The organism is Mesobacillus thioparans (genome assembly GCF_965138835.1).
GTDB classification, from domain to species: Bacteria; Bacillota; Bacilli; order Bacillales; family Cytobacillaceae; genus Mesobacillus; species Mesobacillus thioparans.
In genome coordinates this window covers 265,329-284,007 of record NZ_CBCSFH010000001.1, presented here as the reverse complement: position 1 = coordinate 284,007, position 18,679 = coordinate 265,329, and the positions used below count along the sequence as shown (strand labels likewise).

Sequence of the window (18,679 nt, the reverse complement as noted above, 5' to 3'; positions counted from 1 at the left end):
CGATTGGATAAAATAAACGATAAAGGGGAATCTTTCATGGGGAAAATCGCGTTTTTATTTCCAGGACAAGGGTCACAGACAGTAGGCATGGGACAGGCACTTGCACAGTCGGAGCAGGAAGTGTCTGAAACATTTACAAAAGCGGATGAAGTCCTTGGGGAGTCTTTGAGTCATTTGATTTTTGAAGGCCCGCAGGAGAAGCTGACGCTCACGACAAATGCTCAGCCTGCATTGCTGACGACAAGCATCGCCATCTTGGAATATTTCAGCCAGTTTGGGATCAAACCGGATTTTACCGCAGGCCATAGCCTTGGGGAATATTCGGCACTTGTCGCATCGGGCGCCTTATCTTTTGAGGATGCTGTTCATGCTGTCCGCAAACGTGGTGAATTCATGGAAGAAGCGGTGCCAAATGGAGAAGGCACGATGGCAGCCGTTCTTGGCATGGACCGCGATAAGCTAATGGATGTGACCGAGACTGTTTCGGCGGGTGGGAATCCTGTTCAGCTGGCCAACTTGAATTGCCCGGGGCAAATTGTCATCTCGGGTTCCAAAGCTGGTGTGGAAGAAGCAGCTGTCAAAGCGAAGGAAGCCGGAGCCAAACGGGTCATTCCTTTGGATGTGAGCGGGCCGTTCCATTCCTCACTAATGAAACCGGCAGCTGAAAGATTTGAAGCTGTCCTCGACAGTATTTCACTGAAGGATGCCTCGATCCCGGTAATCGGCAATGTGACCGCCGAACCGATGACAGAAGCAGCCGAAATCAAAAAGAGACTGGTAGAACAGCTCTATTCTCCGGTACTTTGGGAGGATTCCGTCTCAAAGATGCTTGAACTCGGAGTTGATACTTTTATAGAAATCGGACCTGGAAAGGTATTATCCGGTCTAGTAAAAAAAGTGAACCGTTCTGCAAGGACATTTGCTATCTATGATGCAGAAACTTGTGGAGCTGCGGTGACAGCATTGAAGGAGGAGAAGGAATGAGACTAGAAGGTAAAATAGCGCTCGTAACAGGCGCTTCGCGTGGAATTGGCAGGGAAATCGCCTTTGAACTTGCCCGGGAAGGTGCCTCGGTTGCTGTCAATTATGCCGGCAGCGAAGCGAAAGCGCTGGAAGTGGTCGATGGCATCAAAGCGATGGGACGGGATGCTTTTGCGATTCAGGCCGATGTTTCCAGTTCCGACTCAGTCACTGAGATGGTAAAAGAAACAATCGAACATTTCGGGAAGCTTGACATACTCGTCAACAATGCGGGTATTACAAAAGATAACCTGTTGATGAGAATGAAAGAATCCGAATGGGATGATGTCATCAATATTAACCTTAAAGGGGTCTTCCTTTGCACGAAAGCCGTCACAAGGCAAATGATGAAGCAAAGAAGCGGCAGGATCATCAATATTTCATCGATTGTCGGTGTCAGCGGTAATCCTGGGCAGGCGAATTACGTTGCGGCAAAATCCGGAGTGATCGGACTGACGAAAACAACTGCGAAGGAATTATCGTCAAGAGGAATCACTGTCAACGCCATTGCGCCAGGCTTTATCACGACTGACATGACTGATAAGCTGAATGAAGAAGTCAAGTCGGAAATGCTGAAGCAGATTCCATTGGCGCGTTTTGGAGAGCCAAAGGATATTGCCCGGACTGTTATCTTCCTCGCATCTGAAGACGGTGCCTATATGACAGGCCAAACACTCCACGTCGATGGCGGCATGGTCATGTAGAGTTTGGAACAAAAATAAAGTTTTGGCAGCCATTTATTAATTAGATAAAATCATCTATAATGGCTTGAGGGGAGGTGAACGAGCATGGCAGACGTTTTAGAACGCGTAACAAAAATTATTGTTGACCGTTTGGGAGTTGATGAATCTCAAGTAACTTTAGAAGCATCTTTTAAAGATGATCTAGGTGCTGATTCCCTTGATGTTGTTGAATTGGTCATGGAATTGGAAGACGAATTCGACATGGAAATTTCCGATGATGACGCTGAGAAAATCGGTACAGTTGGTGACGCTGTGAACTACATAAATAGCCAAGTGTAATTGTTGAGTTTACTGAGAAGCTCCGTTTTTAAAAAACGGGGCTTTCTTCTGTAAATAAAGCTCTTGGCTCTCATTGATAAGGAATCTGCTGGAATCAAACCAAGTTTTTTTGCTTTATGGACAATATTTTTTGTAAACTGTTAGTAGTCTGTATAGAATTGCAAAATCGGCAATTCATGTAATGACAGCTTTAATTTATGAGCAAGGTGGAATAAATCATGCGCAATAATGGCAGAGAAAGAGAAAAAAAGAATATCCGCGCAAAGGACCTGAAATTCAAAGAATTCCAGGATAGAATCGGAATTCATTTTGAGAATGACAAGCTATTAAAACAGGCTTTTACCCATTCATCCTATGTGAATGAGCATCGCAGGAAACCCCATGAGGATAATGAAAGACTGGAATTTCTCGGGGACGCTGTGTTGGAACTGACTGTATCCCAATTTTTATTTAAAAAATACCCGATGATGAGCGAGGGTGAATTGACAAAGCTTCGGGCTGCTGTCGTTTGTGAACCGTCGCTTGTGGCCTTTGCCAATGAATTGGTCTTTGGTGAACTGGTGTTACTGGGCAAAGGTGAGGAGATGACAGGCGGAAGGACAAGGCCAGCACTTCTGGCTGATGTTTTCGAGGCATTCATCGGCGCTTTGTACCTTGATAAAGGAATCGATACAGTCACGACATTTCTGGAAGAAATCGTCTTTCCAAAAATCAATGCCGGTGCTTTTTCTCATGTGATGGATTTTAAGAGCCAGCTTCAGGAACTCGTCCAGCGCGATGCCGCAGGCTCGCTGGAATACAAAATCATGAAGGAGATTGGCCCAGCGCACAGCAGGGAGTTCGAATCCCGTGTTTACCTGAATGGCCAAGAGTTGGGTACTGGTACAGGCCGCTCCAAGAAGGAAGCGGAGCAGCATGCTGCCCAGATGGCTCTTGAAAAGCTGAAGTCCCACATAGAGGCTGCTCCGGAACAGGACGGAAAATAGGCCACAAGGCTTTTTAAAGCAATTTAACTGATTCCACTAGGAGAAAAGTCCAACTGCGTTTAGCCAGTTTCACCCACGAGCTGGCTCTAGGGAATGCTGCAAAAAACTTATGTTGGTGCAGCTCGAGTTGCTTTTCTAATGACATCTCAGAAAAAGTTTAACAGGAAAGGGAGAGCCATATTGTTTTTAAAAAGATTAGATGTGGTCGGCTTTAAATCGTTCGCCGAGAGAATCTCTGTGGAATTCGTTCCAGGCGTGACCGCTGTCGTGGGACCGAATGGAAGCGGTAAGAGCAATATCACCGATTCCATTCGCTGGGTCCTGGGGGAACAATCAGCCCGGTCACTCCGGGGCGCAAAAATGGAAGACATCATTTTTGCCGGCAGTGATTCACGGAAACCGCTGAATTTTGCAGAAGTTACATTAACCCTCGACAACGAGGACCAGTCATTACCGCTTGATTACAACGAAGTGAGCGTAACAAGGCGTGTATACCGTTCAGGAGACAGCGAATATTTAATCAATAAACAGAATTGCAGGCTGAAGGATATTGTCGATTTATTCATGGATTCCGGACTTGGCCGCGAAGCCTTCTCGATCATCAGCCAGGGAAGAGTTGAAGAAATCCTTAACAGCAAGCCTGAAGAACGACGGACGATCTTTGAGGAAGCGGCTGGTGTCCTAAAGTATAAGTCCCGGAAGAAAAAAGCGGAAAGCAAGCTATTTGAAACCCAGGAGAACTTGAACCGTGTAACCGACATCATCCATGAGCTGGAAGGCCAGGTCGAGCCATTAAAAATCCAGGCTTCGATTGCTAAGGATTATCTTCAGCAAAAGGAAGAACTGGAAAAGATCGAAGTAGCGCTGACAGCGTATGAAATCGAGGATTTGCATGCCAGGTGGGAACAGCTTTCCAGGCAGCTGGAGCAGCATAAAGAAGATGAGATCAAACAGTCGGCCGTTCTGCAGAAAAAAGAAGCGGAAATTGAAAAAATGAGAGATCAGTTAGCTGCACTGGATGAATCGGTCAGCGACCTTCAGAATGTCCTTCTGCATGCAAGCGAGGAGCTTGAAAAGCTGGAAGGCAGAAGGGAAGTCCTCAAGGAACGAAAAAAGAATGCATCACAAAATAAAGGCCAGCTTGAAAAGAATATTGAGGAACTGACATACTCGATTTCCAGACTTGAAGAACAGAAGGCAGAATATGAGCAATCTGTATCTGAGCTGGCGGCTGAGGCGGCTGCACTGCAGAAAGAGCTCAAGGAAAAGCAAGAGCAATTAACGCTCTATAGCGAAGATGTCGAGCTAAAGATCGATTCAATCAAAAGTGATTATATCGAGGTACTGAACGAGCAAGCCGGTGCCAAAAATGAAAAAATCTATATCGGGCAGCAGCTGCAGCAGCATGCAGCCAAGGGGTCTAGACTGGATCATGATAATGATCGGTTTGTATCGATCCGCGATGAAATCAACGATAAAAAAGCAGGGATCGAGAAGAAGGCTGCTTCTGCACAGCTAGAATTGGAAGAGCAGGCAAAGCTCTATTTTGAAGAACAAAGGAAACTTGAATCTCTGAGAAGCAATTATGAGAAGCAAGAAAAAACACTTTATCAAGCCTATCAGTTCCTCCAGCAGGCGAAATCAAAGAAAGAAATGCTCGAGGAAATGGAAGAAGACTATTCAGGCTTCTTCCAGGGAGTAAAAGAGGTGTTGAAAGCAAGAAATACCCGTCTTCATGGGGTAGAGGGAGCCATTGCTGAACTGATTCATGTGCCCAAGCAATATGAAACGGCAATTGAAACGGCTCTTGGCGGAGCAATGCAGCATATTGTCGTCCAGACGGAAGAAAATGCACGGACTGCGATCCAGTATCTTAAGCAAAAATCATTCGGGAGGGCAACCTTCCTGCCCCTCAGCATCATCAAGGGCAAGTATCTGGCGAGCTCACAGCTTTCGCTTCTTTCAGGACACAGCGCCTATATCGGAACTGCCGCTGATTTGATCCAGAATGATCAAAAATATGCCGAGGTCATCAAGAACCTCCTCGGTAATGTCGTGATTGCCAGGGATCTGAAAGGTGCAAACGAAATAGCGAAAATGCTGCAATACCGCAGCAGGATCGTCACCCTTGAAGGCGATGTAGTCAACCCTGGCGGATCAATGACCGGCGGTGCAGTGAAGCAAAAATCATCATCCTTATTAAGCCGTAAAGGTGAATTGGAGGATTTGACCACAAAGCTTGCTGACATGGAAGAGAAAACCAGAACGCTGGAATCACGGGTGAAAGCATTGAAGGCTGACACGCAATCAAGCGAAGCGAGGCTTGAAGAACTCAGGAAAACCGGAGAAGAGCTTCGCTTCAGACAGCAGGCCCTGAAAGGCGATCTCCGCGAGGTCGAGCTGGAACAGAAAAATATCAATGAGCGTCTGTCGGTCTATGATTCGGAAAAGACTCAGCTTGATACAGACAAGGAAAAGCTTGAATCAAGATTGGTCGAACTGGATGAGCTGCTGGCAAAGTATCAGCAGACACTGCTTCAATATGATAAAGAAATAGAAAGACTGACAGAGCTGAAAAACTCGAATTCTACCTCCAAGGATACGCTTGTTTCTGAGATAGGTGATTTGAAAATCAGCCTCGCTGCAAAGAAAGAACAGCTTTCGCATGTGAAGGAGAAACTGGATTCGGCAAGCTTACAGGCAGAAGAGCAATCAGAAAAATTGTCTGTGCTGAAAGAAGACCTGTCCCTTCTTTCTTCGGAGATGACTGATAGCTCCTCTGGTGAAACTCAGCTGGAGGAAGCAGCTAAGCGGAAGTTCCAGGATAAAAATGAAACACTGAAGCTGATTGCATCCAGAAGACATGAGCGACTGGAGCTGCAGAACAGACTTGAGGACGATGAATTGGAGTCGAAGGAGCTTAGAAGGCTGCAAAAAGGCATCAATGAAGTGCTCAAGGATGAGGAAGTGAAATTGAACAGGCTTGATGTTGAACTGGACAATAAGCTTGCCCATCTTCGCGAAGAGTACCTGCTTTCCTATGAGGGTGCCAAGGAGCAGTATCCGCTGACAATCCCGGCTGATGAAGCGAGAAGGAAAGTGAAGCTGATCAAACTGGCGATTGACGAGCTCGGGACTGTCAATCTTGGCGCCATTGAAGAATATGAGCGGGTATCTGAGCGTTATGAATTCCTGCTGGAGCAGAAGAATGACCTTCAGGAAGCTAAAGACACTCTATTCCTTGTCATCGAAGAAATGGACCATGAAATGAAAAAGCGTTTCGAGCAAACATTCACGGGAATCCGCTCACACTTCGAGCCGGTATTCCAGGCATTGTTCGGCGGCGGAAGAGCAGACCTGCGGCTGACCCAGCCTGATGATCTGTTGAACACAGGTGTTGAAATTGTCGCACAGCCACCGGGGAAAAAGCTTCAAAACCTCGGGCTGCTGTCTGGCGGTGAGCGCGCATTGACGGCAATTGCACTGCTGTTCTCAATCCTGAAGGTACGCCCAGTCCCATTCTGCATCCTCGATGAAGTGGAAGCGGCATTGGATGAAGCCAATGTGTACCGATTCGCTCAATACTTGAAAAAATACCGTGATGAAACGCAATTTATCGTCATCACCCACCGCAAGGGTACAATGGAGGAAGCGGATGTACTGTATGGTGTCACTATGCAGGAATCGGGTGTCTCCAAGCTTGTGTCCGTCCGGCTGGAAGATTCGAAAGAACTTGTGAAAATGTAATGAGAGAGGCGATGGACCGTGAGTTTTTTTAAGAAGTTAAAAGAAAAATTTACGACACAGACAGAGAGTGTCACAGAGAAATTCCGCGAAGGCTTGACGAAAACGAGAGATAATTTCTCGAATAAAGTGAATGACCTTGTATCCCGTTATCGCAAGGTCGATGAAGAATTTTTCGAAGAGCTTGAAGAAATCCTCATCCAGGCGGATGTTGGTTTTGAAACGGTGATGGAGTTAGTCGAAGAGCTGAAGAAAGAGGTTAAGCGCCGCAACATCCAGGACACGAAAGATGTGCAGGGTGTCATTTCCGAGAAGCTTGTTGAAATCTATGAAAACGGATCTGCCGATGAATCCTTCCAGCTGAATATCCAGGAAGATGGATTGACAGTTATCTTATTTGTTGGTGTCAATGGCGTCGGCAAAACAACGACCATCGGTAAACTGGCCCATAAATTCAAGAGTGAAGGAAAGAATGTCCTTCTTGCTGCAGGGGATACATTCCGTGCAGGAGCTATCGAGCAGCTTGAGGTCTGGGGAGAGCGTGTCGGAGTGGATGTCATCAAGCAGGCAGAAGGTTCCGACCCTGCGGCTGTCATGTATGATGCTGTCCAGTCAGCGAAATCACGTAAAGCTGATATCCTGATTTGTGATACGGCCGGACGTCTTCAAAACAAGGTCAACCTGATGAAGGAGCTTGAGAAGGTTAAGCGTGTCATTGAACGAGAAGTGACCGGCGCTCCTCATGAGGTATTGCTCGTATTGGATGCCACCACCGGCCAGAACGCACTGATCCAGGCCAAGACGTTCAAGGAAGCGACAGATGTCAGCGGCATCGTTCTGACCAAGCTTGACGGGACTGCGAAGGGTGGTATTGTCCTTGCCATCCGCAATGAACTGAATATCCCGGTGAAGTTTGTCGGTCTTGGCGAAAAGATGGATGACCTCCAGGAATTCGACCCTGAAAGATATGTTTATGGCCTGTTTGCTGACCTTGTCGAGGAAGATGAAATGGCGGAAGAATCTTGATTTACAGGCGAATTGCTGTAAAGAACTTATCTTGACAGGGAAGATGAACCTGTGTAAACTCTTAATGTAAAGGTTTTTCACTTAACATGGGGGAATTGAAATGCTTGAGAAAACGAACCGCATGAATTATTTGTATGATTTTTATCAGGCATTACTGACTCCAAAACAAAGCAGTTATATGGCTCTATACTATCTTGATGATTACTCTCTTGGAGAAATTGCCGAAGAGTATGATGTTAGCCGCCAGGCTGTATATGACAACATCAAACGTACCGAAGCGATGCTTGAGGAGTACGAAGAGAAGTTGTTGTTGTTCGAAAAATTCCAGAAACGAAGCGAGCTAATCACAAAAATGAAACAGCTTGCGAGCGATGGAGAGAACAGCGTTTTAGCTGAAATGATAGCCGAGCTTGAGAAATTAGACTAGGGAGGCACATGATATGGCATTTGAAGGATTGGCCGACCGACTGCAAAATACAATGCAAAAGATCCGCGGAAAAGGCAAGGTCACAGAAGCGGATGTAAAAGAAATGATGCGAGAGGTCCGTCTGGCACTTCTTGAAGCCGACGTTAACTTTAAGGTTGTCAAAGACTTCGTGAAGAAGGTCACTGAAAGGGCCATTGGCCAGGAGGTCGTAAAGAGCCTGACTCCGGGCCAGCAGGTCATCAAGGTTGTTAAAGAAGAACTAACCGAGTTGATGGGCGGAGAACAAAGCAAGATTGCTGCCTCCAATCGCCCGCCGACTGTGATCATGATGGTCGGGCTTCAAGGTGCAGGTAAAACGACAACAACCGGAAAGCTGGCAAATCTCCTTCGCAAAAAATATAACCGCAAGCCATTGCTTGTAGCGGCTGATATCTACCGCCCTGCTGCCATTAAGCAGCTAGAGACACTCGGCAAGCAATTGAGCATGCCGGTATTCTCGCTGGGAGACCAGGTCAGCCCGGTTGAAATTGCTAAGCAGGCAATTGCCAAAGCGAAGGAAGACCACAATGATTATGTCCTCATCGATACGGCAGGCCGTCTTCATGTGGATGAAAACCTGATGGATGAGCTTAAGCAAATCAAGGAGCTTACCAAACCAGACGAAATCTTCCTTGTCGTCGATGCGATGACAGGACAGGATGCCGTCAATGTTGCCCAGAGCTTCAATGAACAGCTCGGCCTGACTGGTGTCGTCCTGACGAAGCTGGACGGTGATACACGAGGCGGTGCTGCGCTTTCCATCCGCGCCGTCACCAATACGCCGATTAAATTTGTCGGTCTCGGTGAAAAGCTGGATGCCCTGGAAGCATTCCACCCTGAAAGGATGGCGTCCAGGATCCTGGGAATGGGTGACGTGCTGACTCTGATCGAGAAGGCACAGGCAAACGTCGATGAAGAAAAGGCGAAAGAACTTGAGAAGAAAATGCGTACTGCATCATTTACCCTCGATGACTTCCTGGATCAGCTTGGCCAGGTGAGGAAGATGGGACCATTGGATGAAATCCTGAAAATGATGCCTGGTGCGAATAAAATCAAGGGCATGAACAATCTTCAAATCGACGAGAAGCAAATCTCGCATGTCGAGGCGATCATCCAGTCGATGACCGCCAACGAAAAAACTCATCCGGAAATCATCAATGCCAACAGGCGCAAACGGATCGCGAAAGGAAGCGGGACCTCCATCCAGGAAGTGAACCGTCTTCTGAAGCAATTCGAAGATATGAAAAAGATGATGAAACAGATGACGAACATGCAGCAAAAAGGCAAGAAAAAAGGCGGTTTCAAGCTGCCGTTCAACCCTTTTTAACTTGTAAATTCAGGTATTTTCAGTCTGTAAAGAAAAAACCCTTTACAAGCTGTTTTCAATTTGGTATTATTCTATCTTGTGTGAAACTATTCGGAGGTGCTTATTTAAAATGGCAGTAAAAATTCGTTTAAAGCGTATGGGAGCTAAGAAGTCTCCTTTCTATCGTATTGTAGTAGCTGATTCCCGTTCACCACGTGACGGCCGTTTCATCGAGTCTGTAGGAACTTACAACCCTGTTGCTCAACCAGCTGTGGTTGAACTTAACGAAGAGTTGGTTCTTAAGTGGCTTAACGACGGAGCTAAACCATCTGATACAGTGCGTAACTTGTTCTCTAAGCAAGGTATCATGGAAAAATTCCACAACTCAAAGCTTAGCAAGTAATTGTGGACACGCCCATGAAAGAATTAATCGAGACGATCGTGAAGCCACTTGTTGATTTTCCTGAAGATGTCCATGTAAATGAACATGAAGAGGATCAGCGCGTTACCTATAAGCTTTCCGTCAACAAAAGTGATATGGGCAAAGTTATTGGGAAGCAGGGACGCGTTGCAAAGGCGATTCGAACAGTAGTCTATGCAGCAGGGTCATCACAGCAAAAGAAGATTTTCTTGGAAATCGTCGAATGACAATCAGCTGCGCAAGCAGAAGGTAGTTAACTCTATAATGATTGTTCTGAAGGGAGGGGTAACCCTCCTTTTTTCTATTTGCAGGAAATAAGGTATAATAGATAATTGATATTGCAGTGACCACTAGGTTGAATTGTTATCTGTGCAACATAATAGGCTGTGACCAGGTTGGCTTTAAGGAGGGAATGCTTTGAAGGTACTGCAAACAATCATTGTCAAACAGGTACTGACAGAAGAAAGCAAGGAAAAAATCCACCAAAAATACCACTCCAGAAAGCTTCAGCTGCAGAAGGAATGCGATCAACTGAGATTTGAACTGAAGAAGCTAGAAAAATCAAAGAAGTTTTCGCCTGAAACATTGAAAAAGCATTTTGAACAAGAAATAAAAGTCCATAAAGAGAAAATCAAGCTCCTGGATTTTCAAATAGAACAACTACATATTCTTCCGCTTGGGAGTGAAATTAAAGAGACGGAGCTTCAAGGGATTGTCGAAGTTAGTGTTGGCGATCAATGGGATGAGTTTCTTTCAGGAAAGACTATTATTGTGAAAGATGGCATCGTGGCCGAAATACGCGAGAGGTGATTGTGAAATGGAAAAGTATTTTAATGTCGGAAAGATCGTAAATACGCATGGCATTCGCGGCGAGGTTAGGGTGATTTCAAGGACCGACTTTCCAGAGGAACGCTATAAGATAGGGAATACATTATTGTTATTCATGCCGGGTTCCAAAGAGCCGGAGGAATTGATCGTTAAAAGCCACAGAACCCATAAAAATTTCAACCTGCTGACATTTGAAGGTTTCGACAATGTCAATCAGGTTGAAAGATTGAGGGACGGCATCCTTAAGGTTCCAGAAACACAGCGCGGCACACTTGAGGAAGGCGAGTTTTATTTCCAGGATATCATCGGCTGCACCATGTTTACAACTGAGGGTGAAGAGCTCGGCAAAGTCATCGAAATCCTCACTCCTGGTGCCAATGATGTCTGGGTTGTTAAGGGAAGCAAAGGCAAGGAACTTCTGATCCCTTATATTGAGGACATCGTGAAAAAAGTCGATGTCAAAGAAAAGATGATTGTGATTGAACCGATGGAAGGGCTCCTCTCATGATGAATATCGATGTTCTGTCCATTTTCCCGGAAATGTTCGAGGGCGTGTTGGGCCAGTCGATCTTAAAAAAGGCGGCTGAAAAGGGAGCGGCCAAGTATAATGTCGTCAACTTCCGTGATTATGCCGATAACAAGCATCAGACCGTCGATGATTATCCATATGGAGGGGGCGCCGGAATGGTCTTGAAGCCCCAGCCTATATTTGATGCCGTAGCTGGCTTAAAAGAACGTGCGAAAAGCACTTCGCCAAGAGTCATCCTCATGTGTCCCCAGGGAGAAAGGTATACCCAGAAGAAAGCGGAGGAGTTGGCGAAAGAAGAGCACTTGATTTTCATCTGCGGCCATTACGAGGGATATGACGAACGTATCCGTGAACATGTCATCACCGATGAGATTTCAATCGGAGATTACGTCCTGACCGGAGGAGAGCTTGGAGCGATGGTTGTCATCGACAGTGTCGTAAGGCTGCTTCCCGGTGTGCTCGGCAGTGAAGAGTCCCATATCCAGGATTCTTTCAGCACAGGCCTTCTCGAGCACCCACACTATACAAGACCGGCAGAATTCCGGGGCATGAAGGTTCCGGATGTGCTCGTCTCCGGCAACCATAAGCTGATTGAGGAGTGGCGGATGAAAGAAAGCTTGAGAAGGACGCTGAACCGGAGGCCTGATTTACTCGAGGATGCAGATTTGTCGGACCAGCAAAAAAAATGGCTGGATGAGCTGATAAAACTTAATGAATAATATTGCAGTGAGTGCCTGTTTATGTTAAGATACTTCTTGTGGCTAAAAGCAATCGTGCTATAGGTCACTTATAACAATGTTCCGCTGCAATGAAAGTGTGCAAGAGCATTCGTGGGAGGAGTTGAAAACGATGCAACAATTAATCGAAGAAATCACAAAAGCACAACTTCGCACTGATCTTCCATCTTTCCGTCCTGGTGACACAGTACGTGTACACGTTAAGGTTGTTGAAGGAACTCGCGAACGTATCCAGTTGTTTGAAGGTGTAGTGATTAAGCGTCGTGGTGGTGGAATCAGCGAAACTTTTACAGTTCGTAAGATCTCTTACGGAGTAGGCGTTGAGCGTACTTTCCCTGTTAACACACCTAAAATTGCGAAGCTTGAAGTTATCCGCCGCGGTAAAGTCCGCCGTGCGAAACTTTACTACCTGCGTAACCTGCGCGGTAAGAAAGCTCGTATCAAAGAAATTCGATAAGAATGAATGTCAAAAAGGAGCTTGCCTAGCCAAGCTCCTTTTTCATTACAAAATCCCGGAATTAAAATTTATTTAAAAAAATCATCGCCCATCGTGTTTATCTTGACTGACTTATGTAAAATAAAGTTATGTACTCAAACTACATTTATTTTGGAATGGTGGGAAAAGAATGGCCGAAAAAAAGAAGAATGAACTTTGGGAATGGACAAAAGCACTGCTGATTGCTGTCGTGCTGGCAGCCGTGATCCGCTACTTTTTATTTGCCCCGATCGTAGTGGACGGATTATCGATGATGCCGACTCTCCATGACCAGGACCGGATGATCGTGAATAAGTTGAGCTATAAGGTCGGTGAGCCTGAAAGATTCGATATCATTGTCTTTCATGCACCCGAAAACAAAGATTACATAAAAAGAGTCATCGGCCTTCCAGGCGATAAAATAGAATACAAAAATGACACGCTGTATGTGAATGGCAAAGCATATGAAGAACCATACTTGGAAGAATATAAAAAACAAGTCATCGATGGGCCACTCACAGACCCATTCACGCTGGAAGAGAAGATTGGCAGGGAAACGGTCCCTGAAGGCCATCTTTTCGTCATGGGCGATAACCGCCGTTTCAGCAAGGACAGCCGGCACATTGGCACAGTGCCATTCGAAAAAGTGCTCGGAAAAACTAACGTCATATACTGGCCAATCGAGGATTTACGCACAATAGACTAGTAAATCAACTGGCGCCGTATTGAAAGATGCAAACAGATAGGAGGTGGCTGCTATGACGATCCAATGGTTTCCAGGCCATATGGCCAAGGCTCGCAGAGAGGTCACGGAAAAATTAAAGCTTGTCGATGTCATATTTGAACTGGTGGATGCCAGGATACCTTACTCATCCCGGAATCCGATGATTGATGAAATCATCCAGCATAAACCCAGAATAGTTTTATTGAACAAAGCGGATATGGCCGACAAAGCTGTCACAGATAAGTGGCTTCGCTATTATCGCGAAAAAGGAATTACCGCACTTGCGATCAACTCACAAGCTGGGACGGGATTGAAGCAAATTGTCCAGGAATCAAAGGTCCTGCTGAAGGATAAATTTGACAGGCTGAAATCCAAAGGAGTCAAACCGAGAGCGATTCGGGCGATGATTGTCGGCATTCCGAACGCAGGGAAGTCAACATTGATCAATCGCCTTGCCGGGAAAAATATCGCACAGACCGGGAACAGACCGGGTGTGACGAAAGCCCAGCAGTGGATCAAGGTAGGAAAAGAACTTGAACTCCTTGATACGCCGGGAATCCTCTGGCCGAAGTTTGAGGATCAGGAAGTAGGGACCAAGCTCGCCGTAACAGGGGCGATCAAGGATACCATCCTGAATCTTCAGGACCTGGCTGTATATGCTTTGAGGTTCTTGGAAAAACATTATCCAGAACGTCTTCAGGAGAGGTACAAGCTGTCTGAACTTCCAGAGGAGATCGTGGAGCTATTTGATCAAATCGGTGATTTTCGAGGCTGCAGAATGCCTGGCGGCTACGTGGATTATGATAAAGTCGCCGAGCTTGTGATCAGGGAGATACGAACAGAAAAATTGGGTCCACTTTCCTTTGAACGCCCTGAGGATCTAAACAAAGTAGATGAGATAGAAAGTTAAACCTGAAAATAAAGGTCCTGAGCCCAGGGCCTTTATTTTTGGTTTAGACTGCCGATACATAATAAAGAAGCATTTTAGGAGAAATTTTTATGGAGAAATATACAGTTGGTGAAATTGAACAGCAGCTTTTCGGGAAAGAGAAAGTAAACAAAGAAACCGTGAAAGAGTTAAAAAAGGATGGCCGCAAAGGGGTGCAGCAGCTTATCCTGAAGTGGGAAAAGCAAGAAGAGCAAAAAAAGAAAATACACAGCCAGTTCATCGAGATGACTTCATTTGAAAGACAGTATCAGACCCAGGGTTACCAGTACATCGCAGGGATAGATGAAGCAGGACGCGGGCCGCTTGCTGGACCGGTTGTGGCTGGTGCTGTCATCCTGCCGAAGGACTTTTACCTTCCGGGCCTGAATGATTCTAAGAAACTGACAGAAGCGAAAAGGGAAGAATACTTCAAAATCATTCAGGACGAAGCCCTAGCTATCGGGGTCGGAATCATCGAAGCGGCAGAGATAGATGAAATCAACATACTTCAGGCCAGCAAAAAAGCGATGCTTCATGCAGTAGCCCAATTGGGAATCAATCCTGATTTTCTTTTAATTGATGCAGTCAAGCTGGATACGCCTTATCCTTATGAAGCACTGATCAAAGGGGATGCCAGAAGTATTTCAATAGCGGCAGCCTCAATCATTGCTAAAGTGACGCGTGACCGGCTGATGAGGGAGCTTGGAATACTATTCCCGCAATATGGCTTCCAGGCAAATATGGGTTATGGAACCGCAGAACATTTGAACGCCTTAAGGGAATACGGTGTAACAGACCATCACCGGAAAACATTCGCTCCCGTAAGAGAGTGTATCAAGTAGAACTTGGCAAAGCGGGTGAACCATGGAAACAGGAGCACTGAAAAGTTTATTTAACCAAAAAACAACGCAGCAGACAAAAATAGCCGAATTGCGACCAGGGCAGATTATCAATGGGAAAATCGTAAAGCTTTATCCTGATCAAGTAGCGGAGGTTCAAATCGGGAATCAGAAAATGGTAGCTCAGTTAGAAGTGCCGTTATCTGCAAACGAACGCTATTGGTTTCAGGTTCTGCCCGGTGAAGGAAAGGTCCACTTGAAGCTGATCAGTTCAAGCGCCGATGAGAAGGGCCAGCCAGGAAACCTGACCAGGATCCTATCTGAATTCGGCTTGCAGCCAACAAAGGAAAATCTGGATCTTGCCCATTTTTTCATCAAGGAACAACTTCCTGTCAATAGTGAGCTTCTTAAACTCGCATCAGAGTGGTTAAAGGCGGTCGATTCCCGGACTGCAGGACAGGATGCCATTAAGATGCTGCTGACAAGGGGCATGCCTGTAACCAGGGCTGCTTTTGAGGCACTTTATACAGCGACGAAGGAACAGTCCCTGGTCGTGCTTATGGAACAGCTCGGAACTTCCCTGGAGGCAGCAGATGAGACAGATACAGTTGCAAGCCTGAGAAAGCTATTGAATGAGATGCTGCCAGCAAACAGGGATAGATCCTCAGCAGCCGCGCTGAAACATCTCGCTGCAGTATGGCTCAGCGGCAATGGCAAGGTAAACGAAGCTGCACTTCAGCTGCTACAACAGTTTGAGGCGGTACCAGCGAAACTCGATGAACGCGCGGTTTTGCAAAAGCTGTTATCGAACCTTCAAAACCTTGATGCAGAAGAGAATCTGCCAGAAGGATTGAAGCTAATAAAAACGGTGTTGACGCTCATGGAGAAAGGTGACAATTTGTCCGCAAAACAAATGTTGGCAAGAATCATCACGGATAAAAGCTTTCCTGTTGACGATATCGCAGATTCGCTTCATTTCATTTTCAACAGGACAAATGGCAAAGAAACATCTGGGCAACCAGGACTGCTGTCCATTAAACAGTTATTATCACAATTGGATGTCAGCGGAAAACTGCCCCTACTGCTCAAGGAGGAGGCAGACTGGGGACAAGCAGGGTTGAAACTGCTAGAGGCTGCAGGAAGACAGCAGCAAGCAAGTAAAGGGGGCATACATGCCCAGCTGTTATCGGAAGCGGCTGGCAAAGCAGAGCCGGCACCTGCACTTCAGGAAAATGGATTAGTTCTTCTGTCGGATGCAAGGATAAAAGGGTTCCTTTCTGCCCTCGGGCTTTCTTACGAACACCATCTTAGTGAAGTCATGAAGGATGGCGAGGTGGGGAAAACGCAAGTCCCAGATACGCTTAAATCACTGACACTTCGATTGTTGGCTGAAAATCCTCCACAGGCTGTCAGAGATGCTGCAGAACCGCTGTTAAATAAACTGACCAGCTTCCAGCTGCTGTCACAGGAAGCAGGCCCCATTCAACAGCTTGTGGTCCAAGTCCCGTTATTACTGGGAGGGAAGACAAGTGAACTCTCGATGCAGTGGAGTGGAAAAAGGACTGAAGACGGCAAGATAGACGCTGATTTCTGTCGTGTCCTCTTTTACCTGAACCTACAGCACCTTGACGATACCATTATCGATATGCAGGTCCAGAATCGAGTCATGAGCATACAGATTTTCAATGATCAGCCTAATTTGAAGAAAATGGCCGAACAGCTGACGCCGCTATTGAAAAAGAAGTTATCTGAACTGGAATATAAATTATCGTCCGTTCACTTCCATGTCCCTGGAACTTCGAAGCCTGGCAGTAATCAGCGCAGTCTCACAGACTTATACGGCCAAAAAGAATATTACGGAGTGGATATTAAAATATGAAAACTCCAAAGCATACAAGAAAGACAGCAGTAGCACTCGGGTATAACGCAGGAAGCATGGAAGCACCGAAAGTGATGGCGAAGGGAAAGGGCCTAGTTGCTGAGCAAATCATCGAAAAAGCAAAGAATCATGACATCCCCATCCAGGAAGATCCTTCACTTGTGGAAGTTTTGTCGCAGCTGGAATTAAATGAAAGAATACCAGAAGAATTATACCAGGCAGTGGCCGAGGTTTTTTCCTTTATCTATCATCTTGACCAGCAGGCAGGAAAATAAATTAATATTTTCGATCAGAACAAAAATAGTTTTTTGGGTCGGGAATTTCAAGACTAAAAGCCGGGAAAGGTTATTCTCCCGGCTTTTTCGCATAGCATAAAATCACGATGATACTTTTTTACAATATTTAAAAAGGGCAAATATTTGAATCATAAAGGTAGACAATCAATATTTCATTATATAAAATGAAAGCGCAGTCTATTTTTTAAAAATTTAAATGAATTATATTTTCTACTTAGGGAATCATTTTCAGGCCGTCTGATGGCCATGAAACGAACTGATTTTCCTAATAGATAGGAGGATGGGAAATGAATGTCCATGAGTATCAAGGAAAAGAAATCCTCAGAAAATATGGGGTAAAAGTACCTAATGGGAAGGTTGCTTTTACAGTTGATGAAGCTGTTGAAGCAGCTAAAGAGCTTGGTTCGTCAGTAGTAGTCGTAAAAGCTCAGATCCATGCCGGCGGAAGGGGTAAAGCTGGCGGTGTCAAGGTTGCCAAGAACCTTGATGAAGTACGTACATATGCTTCTGAGATCTTAGGCAAGACACTGGTCACTCACCAGACTGGTCCAGAAGGCAAGGAAGTTAAGCGCCTGTTGATCGAAGAAGGCTGTGACATCAAGAAGGAGTACTATGTAGGACTTGTTCTTGACCGTGCTACTTCCCGTGTTGTACTAATGGCTTCAGAAGAAGGCGGAACGGAAATCGAAGAGGTTGCAGAAGCAACTCCTGAGAAAATCTTCAAAGAAGAGATCGATCCTGTTGTAGGCCTAATGCCATACCAGGCTCGCCGCATTGCGTTCAATATCAACATCCCTAAAGAGCTTGTCAACCAGGCTGTTAAGTTCATGATGGGTCTTTACAACGCTTATATTGAAAAAGATTGCTCAATTGCAGAGATCAACCCACTTGTTGTTACAGGCGACGGACAGGTTATGGCGCTTGATGCTAAATTGAATTTTGACGCGAATGCTCTATACCGCCAAAAAGATATTCTTGAATACCGTGACCTTGAGGAAGAAGATGCAAAGGAAATCGAGGCTTCAAAGTATGACCTAAGCTATATTTCCCTTGATGGAAACATCGGCTGCATGGTTAACGGTGCCGGACTTGCGATGGCAACGATGGACATCGTCAAGCATTACGGCGGCGACCCGGCCAACTTCCTTGATGTTGGGGGCGGTGCAACTGCAGAGAAAGTAACGGAAGCATTCAAAATCATCCTTTCAGATCCAAATGTTAAGGGTATCTTTGTTAATATCTTCGGCGGCATCATGAAATGTGACGTCATCGCTACGGGTGTCGTGGAAGCAGCCAAGCAGGTCGGCCTTGAAGTTCCGCTTGTAGTCCGCCTGGAAGGTACTAATGTTGATCTTGGAAAACAGATTCTGAACGAGTCTGGCTTGAATATCATTGCTGCTGAATCTATGGCAGACGGCGCTGAAAAAATCGTTTCATTAGTTAAGTAGGATCG

The 18,679-nt window shown here is 45.8% G+C and carries 20 protein-coding genes; all 20 read left to right on the top strand.

The annotated features are described in order from the left end of the window. Positions 1-36: 36 nt before the first annotated feature. A complete protein-coding gene (gene fabD / locus ACNAZ4_RS01525; protein ID WP_415812430.1) occupies positions 37-984 on the top strand; it encodes an ACP S-malonyltransferase in 948 nt (315 codons plus the stop codon). Beyond that, positions 981-1,724: a 3-oxoacyl-[acyl-carrier-protein] reductase gene (fabG, locus tag ACNAZ4_RS01520; RefSeq protein WP_415812429.1), complete on the top strand. Its 744-nt coding sequence runs from the start codon at positions 981-983 to the stop codon at positions 1,722-1,724. Before fabD ends, fabG begins: the two co-directional genes overlap by 4 nt. Before the next feature lie 84 nt (positions 1,725-1,808). After that, positions 1,809-2,042 carry an acyl carrier protein gene (locus ACNAZ4_RS01515; protein ID WP_415812428.1) on the top strand — a complete coding sequence of 78 codons (234 nt, stop codon included), beginning with the start codon at positions 1,809-1,811 and terminating at the stop codon, positions 2,040-2,042. Positions 2,043-2,260: 218 nt separating this feature from the next. After that, on the top strand, positions 2,261-3,028 hold the full coding sequence (gene rnc / locus ACNAZ4_RS01510; protein WP_415812427.1) for a ribonuclease III: 768 nt from the start codon (positions 2,261-2,263) through the stop codon (positions 3,026-3,028). Between the two features lie 180 nt (positions 3,029-3,208). Then, positions 3,209-6,775, top strand: coding sequence for a chromosome segregation protein SMC (gene smc / locus ACNAZ4_RS01505; RefSeq protein ID WP_415812426.1), 3,567 nt, complete (start codon positions 3,209-3,211; stop codon positions 6,773-6,775). An 18-nt stretch (positions 6,776-6,793) separates the two neighbouring features. Further along, a complete protein-coding gene (gene ftsY / locus ACNAZ4_RS01500; protein ID WP_415812425.1) occupies positions 6,794-7,798 on the top strand; it encodes a signal recognition particle-docking protein FtsY in 1,005 nt (334 codons plus the stop codon). Between the two features lie 100 nt (positions 7,799-7,898). After that, complete coding sequence (locus tag ACNAZ4_RS01495; protein ID WP_415812424.1) at positions 7,899-8,225, top strand: putative DNA-binding protein; 327 nt, start codon at positions 7,899-7,901, stop codon at positions 8,223-8,225. Between the two features lie 13 nt (positions 8,226-8,238). Next, on the top strand, positions 8,239-9,591 hold the full coding sequence (gene ffh, locus ACNAZ4_RS01490; protein ID WP_415812423.1) for a signal recognition particle protein: 1,353 nt from the start codon (positions 8,239-8,241) through the stop codon (positions 9,589-9,591). 109 nt (positions 9,592-9,700) lie between these two features. Next, positions 9,701-9,973 (top strand): 30S ribosomal protein S16, encoded by a 273-nt coding sequence (rpsP, locus tag ACNAZ4_RS01485; RefSeq protein ID WP_415812422.1) that lies wholly within the window; start codon positions 9,701-9,703, stop codon positions 9,971-9,973. A 14-nt stretch (positions 9,974-9,987) separates the two neighbouring features. Then, the gene (locus tag ACNAZ4_RS01480; RefSeq protein WP_023614919.1) at positions 9,988-10,218 is read left to right on the top strand and encodes a KH domain-containing protein; all 231 of its coding nucleotides are present in this window, start codon (positions 9,988-9,990) and stop codon (positions 10,216-10,218) included. 190 nt (positions 10,219-10,408) lie between these two features. Further along, positions 10,409-10,801, top strand: coding sequence for a YlqD family protein (locus ACNAZ4_RS01475; protein ID WP_415812421.1), 393 nt, complete (start codon positions 10,409-10,411; stop codon positions 10,799-10,801). 7 nt (positions 10,802-10,808) lie between these two features. Further along, on the top strand, positions 10,809-11,327 hold the full coding sequence (rimM, locus tag ACNAZ4_RS01470) for a ribosome maturation factor RimM (protein ID WP_415812420.1): 519 nt from the start codon (positions 10,809-10,811) through the stop codon (positions 11,325-11,327). Continuing rightward, positions 11,327-12,067 (top strand): tRNA (guanosine(37)-N1)-methyltransferase TrmD, encoded by a 741-nt coding sequence (gene trmD / locus ACNAZ4_RS01465; protein WP_415812982.1) that lies wholly within the window; start codon positions 11,327-11,329, stop codon positions 12,065-12,067. The genes rimM and trmD overlap by 1 nt, the downstream gene beginning before the upstream one ends. A gap of 130 nt (positions 12,068-12,197) precedes the next feature. After that, the gene (rplS, locus tag ACNAZ4_RS01460; protein WP_041964491.1) at positions 12,198-12,542 is read left to right on the top strand and encodes a 50S ribosomal protein L19; all 345 of its coding nucleotides are present in this window, start codon (positions 12,198-12,200) and stop codon (positions 12,540-12,542) included. 169 nt (positions 12,543-12,711) lie between these two features. Then, complete coding sequence (gene lepB, locus ACNAZ4_RS01455) at positions 12,712-13,266, top strand: signal peptidase I (protein WP_415812419.1); 555 nt, start codon at positions 12,712-12,714, stop codon at positions 13,264-13,266. Between the two features lie 52 nt (positions 13,267-13,318). Further along, the gene (ylqF, locus tag ACNAZ4_RS01450) at positions 13,319-14,194 is read left to right on the top strand and encodes a ribosome biogenesis GTPase YlqF (protein WP_415812418.1); all 876 of its coding nucleotides are present in this window, start codon (positions 13,319-13,321) and stop codon (positions 14,192-14,194) included. 89 nt (positions 14,195-14,283) lie between these two features. After that, positions 14,284-15,054: a ribonuclease HII gene (locus ACNAZ4_RS01445; protein WP_415812417.1), complete on the top strand. Its 771-nt coding sequence runs from the start codon at positions 14,284-14,286 to the stop codon at positions 15,052-15,054. Between the two features lie 22 nt (positions 15,055-15,076). Further along, positions 15,077-16,930: a hypothetical protein gene (locus tag ACNAZ4_RS01440; RefSeq protein ID WP_415812416.1), complete on the top strand. Its 1,854-nt coding sequence runs from the start codon at positions 15,077-15,079 to the stop codon at positions 16,928-16,930. Next, a complete protein-coding gene (locus ACNAZ4_RS01435; RefSeq protein ID WP_415812415.1) occupies positions 16,927-17,205 on the top strand; it encodes an EscU/YscU/HrcU family type III secretion system export apparatus switch protein in 279 nt (92 codons plus the stop codon). Before ACNAZ4_RS01440 ends, ACNAZ4_RS01435 begins: the two co-directional genes overlap by 4 nt. Before the next feature lie 308 nt (positions 17,206-17,513). Beyond that, positions 17,514-18,674 carry an ADP-forming succinate--CoA ligase subunit beta gene (sucC, locus tag ACNAZ4_RS01430; RefSeq protein WP_415812414.1) on the top strand — a complete coding sequence of 387 codons (1,161 nt, stop codon included), beginning with the start codon at positions 17,514-17,516 and terminating at the stop codon, positions 18,672-18,674. Positions 18,675-18,679: the final 5 nt, after the last annotated feature.

Coding starts and splice junctions, on each gene's coding strand:
- rplS (WP_041964491.1), top strand. CDS start 12,198: ATGCAACAATTAATCGAAGAAATCACAAAAGCACAACTTCGCACTGAT.
- sucC (WP_415812414.1), top strand. CDS start 17,514: ATGAATGTCCATGAGTATCAAGGAAAAGAAATCCTCAGAAAATATGGG.
- ACNAZ4_RS01495 (WP_415812424.1), top strand. CDS start 7,899: ATGCTTGAGAAAACGAACCGCATGAATTATTTGTATGATTTTTATCAG.
- ACNAZ4_RS01435 (WP_415812415.1), top strand. CDS start 16,927: ATGAAAACTCCAAAGCATACAAGAAAGACAGCAGTAGCACTCGGGTAT.
- rnc (WP_415812427.1), top strand. CDS start 2,261: ATGCGCAATAATGGCAGAGAAAGAGAAAAAAAGAATATCCGCGCAAAG.
- fabD (WP_415812430.1), top strand. CDS start 37: ATGGGGAAAATCGCGTTTTTATTTCCAGGACAAGGGTCACAGACAGTA.
- ACNAZ4_RS01480 (WP_023614919.1), top strand. CDS start 9,988: ATGAAAGAATTAATCGAGACGATCGTGAAGCCACTTGTTGATTTTCCT.
- rimM (WP_415812420.1), top strand. CDS start 10,809: ATGGAAAAGTATTTTAATGTCGGAAAGATCGTAAATACGCATGGCATT.
- rpsP (WP_415812422.1), top strand. CDS start 9,701: ATGGCAGTAAAAATTCGTTTAAAGCGTATGGGAGCTAAGAAGTCTCCT.
- lepB (WP_415812419.1), top strand. CDS start 12,712: ATGGCCGAAAAAAAGAAGAATGAACTTTGGGAATGGACAAAAGCACTG.
- ffh (WP_415812423.1), top strand. CDS start 8,239: ATGGCATTTGAAGGATTGGCCGACCGACTGCAAAATACAATGCAAAAG.
- ACNAZ4_RS01440 (WP_415812416.1), top strand. CDS start 15,077: ATGGAAACAGGAGCACTGAAAAGTTTATTTAACCAAAAAACAACGCAG.
- fabG (WP_415812429.1), top strand. CDS start 981: ATGAGACTAGAAGGTAAAATAGCGCTCGTAACAGGCGCTTCGCGTGGA.
- ACNAZ4_RS01515 (WP_415812428.1), top strand. CDS start 1,809: ATGGCAGACGTTTTAGAACGCGTAACAAAAATTATTGTTGACCGTTTG.
- ACNAZ4_RS01445 (WP_415812417.1), top strand. CDS start 14,284: ATGGAGAAATATACAGTTGGTGAAATTGAACAGCAGCTTTTCGGGAAA.
- ylqF (WP_415812418.1), top strand. CDS start 13,319: ATGACGATCCAATGGTTTCCAGGCCATATGGCCAAGGCTCGCAGAGAG.
- trmD (WP_415812982.1), top strand. CDS start 11,327: ATGAATATCGATGTTCTGTCCATTTTCCCGGAAATGTTCGAGGGCGTG.